Source organism: Candidatus Zixiibacteriota bacterium (assembly GCA_018820315.1).
Lineage (GTDB): Bacteria > Zixibacteria > MSB-5A5 > JAABVY01 > JAHJOQ01 > JAHJOQ01.
In genome coordinates this window covers 1-4,628 of the sequence record JAHJOQ010000077.1, presented here as the reverse complement: position 1 = coordinate 4,628, position 4,628 = coordinate 1, and the positions used below count along the sequence as shown (strand labels likewise).

At 52.1% G+C, this 4,628-nt stretch carries 5 protein-coding genes; all 5 read left to right on the top strand.

Annotated elements, in window-relative coordinates; translation table 11 throughout:
• Positions 1 to 671: 671 nt before the first annotated feature.
• Positions 672 to 1,322 (top strand): hypothetical protein, encoded by a 651-nt coding sequence (locus tag KKH67_07595; protein ID MBU1319044.1) that lies wholly within the window; start codon positions 672 to 674, stop codon positions 1,320 to 1,322.
• Positions 1,319 to 2,389, top strand: coding sequence for an aminopeptidase P family protein (locus KKH67_07590; GenBank protein ID MBU1319043.1), 1,071 nt, complete (start codon positions 1,319 to 1,321; stop codon positions 2,387 to 2,389). The genes KKH67_07595 and KKH67_07590 overlap by 4 nt, the downstream gene beginning before the upstream one ends.
• Before the next feature lie 50 nt (positions 2,390 to 2,439).
• Positions 2,440 to 2,937, top strand: coding sequence for an acetyl-CoA carboxylase biotin carboxyl carrier protein (gene accB / locus KKH67_07585; protein ID MBU1319042.1), 498 nt, complete (start codon positions 2,440 to 2,442; stop codon positions 2,935 to 2,937).
• Between the two features lie 26 nt (positions 2,938 to 2,963).
• Entirely contained in the window at positions 2,964 to 4,091 is a 1,128-nt protein-coding gene (locus tag KKH67_07580; protein ID MBU1319041.1) for a PilT/PilU family type 4a pilus ATPase, read from the top strand.
• Positions 4,092 to 4,352: 261 nt separating this feature from the next.
• A partial coding sequence (locus tag KKH67_07575) for an acetyl-CoA carboxylase biotin carboxylase subunit (protein MBU1319040.1) occupies positions 4,353 to 4,628 on the top strand: 276 nt, incomplete at its 3' end.

Below are 4,628 nucleotides of genomic sequence, written 5' to 3'. Positions count from 1 at the left end.
TGCCACTTATCCTCAAACCACTTTCCTGTTCCTTCATGCTCGTCATTCTGCAGCACAGCGACAAAACCGAAATAGGCTGCAAGAGCAATAAACGTACTCCCTGATATTTTGAATGTTGCTCCTAAAGTCCAGATGCTTGAGTCAATCATATCCAACTGTGCTGCCCTTAGACCTTCTCTATAGTGTTGTAATGAACGAATGCTCGAATTACGCACATGGCATATTACTGAACAACACTCATTAGCAGAAGAGTATCAACTTGGACTATTGAAGTCAAGCAGTACATGGGCTCAACGATTACCGCTCGTTTCTATGAGGTTTGCAAGTTGAAAGAATAGGGCTCCATTTGCAGAGGACAGTGTCTCAGAACTCAATGAGATCTCGCGTCAAGTGTGCTATTCTCATGATGCTTTTACCAAGACTGTTGGTGTGGGAAGTAGTTCTGACACTTTAGAGAATAGCGCGCCCCCGCTATTGAATTCGCGCCTCTGAGGACGAAGTCCCTCGGATGTGTCCTCTTTTGAGAAACCCACACAAAGGGTGGGCCAATCAGCCATTGTCAGCCGCCCGGAAGAGTCGGTGGAACTCGTTCCACCCTATTTCTCCCCCAAAGTTTACTGTTGACACGGGCATAACGTGGGGTTATCGTGGAGCTGAGGTGGAAGGCACGGATGCCCAGAATTAGGATTTCCAGACCGGCCGAGACAGACCTTGCTACGGTTTTGACCGAAGGGCTGCCGGATACATTCGCCCAACTCGCAGATATTCATCGGCTTGAAGGTCGATTTGACGATGCCGAAGTGGTCTGCCGGGAAGGGCTAAAGCGGTTTCCGGATTACGGCTCCGGCCACATGGTTCTGGCTCTGGTCTATCAGGACCGGGGTGAGATTGAGAAAGCGCTGATGGGATTTCACTCCGTGCTCAAATGCGAGCCGGGGAACTTGTTGGCTCTTAAGTCGATTGCAGATATTCACTGGGAGGCGGAAGCCTATTCACTCGCGCGGTCGTATTACAGACAGGTCCTTCAGCGCGACAAATATTGCGAAGAGGCTGCCGAGCGGGCGAGGCGAAATCCGAAAGTGGAGCGGAGTCAGCCGGCGGCAGAAGATCAAACGGAGGAGACAGTTTCGCGGAGTGACATTCCGGAATCCGAAAGAGGCGTCTTTGACACTCTAACACTCGCGAAATTGTACATGAAACAGGGACATGCCAAACTGGCGCGGGAAATCTGCAGCAGCATTCTGGAAACGGAACCGCAGCATGAGTTGGCGTTGTCATTCCTGAATGAGATTAATTCCAAACCGGAAAGTACGCACCGATGAAGACACGAATTAAGAAACTACAGCAGCGATTGAATACCGAAAACCTCGACGTATTGCTTGTAAGTGACCTGCCACACATCCGATACCTGGTCGGTTTCACCGGATCGTCGGCGCTGCTTTTCGTATTTCGGAATGAGGCGCATTTCTTTACCGATTTTAGGTATAAGAGTCAGTCAGCCGAACAGGTCAAGGGTGCGACTGTTCATATCGTTGCGCGGCAGCTCATCGCAGACGCCGCTGAACTCGATGCACTGGCGAAGCCCAATGTCAAGATTGGCTATGAGAGCGAGTATCTCACACAGGCAAGTCTAACGAGATTCCAGACGAGTCTCGTCACGGCAGTATTCCTTCCGACAACCGGACTTGTCGAGGATCTGGCGATGGTGAAGGACAAGGATGAGCTCTCAAGTATCAAGGGCGCGGTTCGCATCTCTGATATCGCTTTCGAGAGAATCCTCGGCATCATGAAACCGGGCGTTCGTGAAGATGAGATTGCGGCGGAACTTGAATATCAGATGAAAATGCTCGGATCGTCAAAGCCCGCATTCGATTCGATAATAGCTTCGGGATGGCGCGCGGCACTTCCGCATGGAATCGCCTCGTCGAAGAAACTCAAGAGGGGGGAGTTCGTCACTCTCGATTTTGGTGCGACGTACGAAGGATACGTTTCAGACATCACCCGAACTGTGGTGATCGGTAAGGCGACGACCAGGCAGAAGAGAATATATGACACAGTTGCTAAGGCTCAGCTCAAGGCCATAGCCGTTGCGAAAGCAGGGATCAGCTGCCAGAAAGTTGACGCGGCAGCGCGCAAGGTCATATCCAAAGCCGGATATGGTAAGAAGTTCGGACATGGCCTTGGTCACGGAATCGGTCTTGTGGTTCACGAATTGCCCCGACTGTCTCCGGAAGCGAATGGCATTTTGCAGCCGGGTCACGTCGTGACGATCGAGCCGGGAATCTACATTCCGAACTGGGGCGGCGTCAGAATCGAGGACGATGTTGTAATCCGGCGGAACGGTTGCACAGTGTTAAACAAGGCGCCGAAGGAGTTGATCGAGCTTTAGCCGAGACGTTTGAGATTGAAAAATCCTCTATTGAGATATTGGAGTAGCTTATGTTCGACAAGATGATCCGCAAGCTGGTGAAACTGGTTGAAGAGAGCGACATTGCGCAACTTGAGTTTTCGAGCTGGGGGCGTAAGATCAAGATCACAAAGCGCTATGACAGCAACGGTTATCGCCAACATGGAGCGATGCCTACCGAGATCTATTTGCCCGAGCACAATCCAGCTCCATCCGCACAGGCCGTTCCAATCGTTCACGCCCCAAAGGAAACTGCTTCAGAAACTTCCGCGAATTCCGACGATAAGTATATAGCTATTAAGTCGCCGATGGTGGGTACGTTTTATACGTCACCAGAGCCGACAGCGCCACATTATGTCGAAGTCGGCCAGGTCATTTCGACCGGCCAGGTGGTGTGCATTGTCGAGGCGATGAAGCTGATGAACGAAATCGAGTCGGAAGTCGAAGGCAAGATCGTCAAGCGTTTAGTTGAGAACGCTCAGCCGATCGAATTCGGACAGACGCTCTTTTTGGTCGAGCCGCTCGGTTAAAGCTAGTCATTCCAAGGAGGCTGTCTATGAATCTGCGCCAGATGCTGGTGGAGATGCTCTCTAAGCGTGCGTCCGATATTCACATCCGCGTCGGGATCTCTCCTACGATGCGCCTTGATGGCAGGCTCTCTTCGATAGAGACCGATCCGATGACGAAGGAGAAGATGACCGAGATTCTGAATCAGATTCTTACGCCTGATCAGAACAGACGATTCCAACAGAGAAACGAGATGGATCTGGCTCTCTCGGTGGCCAAGCTGGGTCGTTTCCGGATCAACCTGTATCGTCAGCGAGGTACTCCCGGGATCGCAATCAGAGCGGTCAACACGACTGTTCCGACATTTGAGGAACTCAACCTGCCGGAAGTCATCAAGAAGATCGCTGAGGCGCGCCGCGGGTTGGTTATCGTCACCGGGACTACCGGGTCAGGGAAATCGACAACGCTTGCGTCGATGATCGAGCATATCAACGATACGAGGAGCGAGAATGTCCTCACTATCGAAGATCCCATCGAGTTTATTTTCCGAGATAACCAGTGCATTATCTCGCAGCGTGAAGTCGGTGGCGACACGCCATCATTTGCATCTGCACTGCGACACGCATTCCGTCAGGATCCCGATGTCATCATGATCGGTGAGATTCGAGACCAGGACACGATGGCAACCGCGCTTGCAGCGGCGGACACTGGGCACCTGGTTCTGACGACTCTGCATACACTGAATGCTGTCGAGACTATCTCGAGAATAATATCGTTCTTCCCGCCGCATCAGCATCAGCAGATTCGTCTTCTGTTGGCAGGGACTCTGCAGTCAGTAATTTGCCAACGGCTGCTCGGACGCTCTGATGGTCCCGGCCGCCTTCCGGCGGTGGAAGTGCTGATTGGTACGGCATCGGTCAGAGAATACATTGCGGACGCAACGAAGACTCCTTTGTTGCCTGAATTGATCGAATCAGGAATGATTCAGTACGGGATGCAGACATTCGATCAGTCGATCATGAATGCATACAGGCAAGGGGTCATTTCTTACGAAGACGCAATGCTGCACGCCACGAACCCGGATGACTTCGATCTCCGCTTGAAAGGCATCACGGGCTCATCGGATCGCGGCTGGACTGAATACGACGAAGTGCAGAGGAGCGGTCAGCGAAAGTAGTGCGCCCCCACCACTCTACATCGATACTACAGATTTCGCGAACAGAATCGGCACCGCTGAAGACGGTGCCGATTTGCTGTCAGCCTCTCCGATAACTGCCTAACTGGAGCCTCATCAGACAGACCCCGGCTCAACTATTGCTCACCAGAACCTCGACATTCCGCAGGATGCTGACGAGACTCATGTCAGGTGTGGGCATCAACTGAGAAACTGGTTCTTTTCCGCTTGCCAAACGCGATTTTTTTTCTGTATCTTCCGGTCATGTTGAAGAAAGTCCTCATAGCGAACAGGGGAGAGATTGCGCTACGCATCATTCGGGCGTGCAGGGATCTCGGCATAAAGACTGTTGCCGTCTATTCCGAAGCTGATCGTGATTCGCTCCACAGAAGATTTGCGGACGAGGATGTATGCATAGGTCCCGCGCACTCATCGAACAGCTATCTCGATCCAAAGCGAATCATCGCGGCGGCTGAGGTTACTAATGCCGAAGCGATTCACCCTGGTTACGGATTCCTTTCTGAGAACGCCGACTTTGCC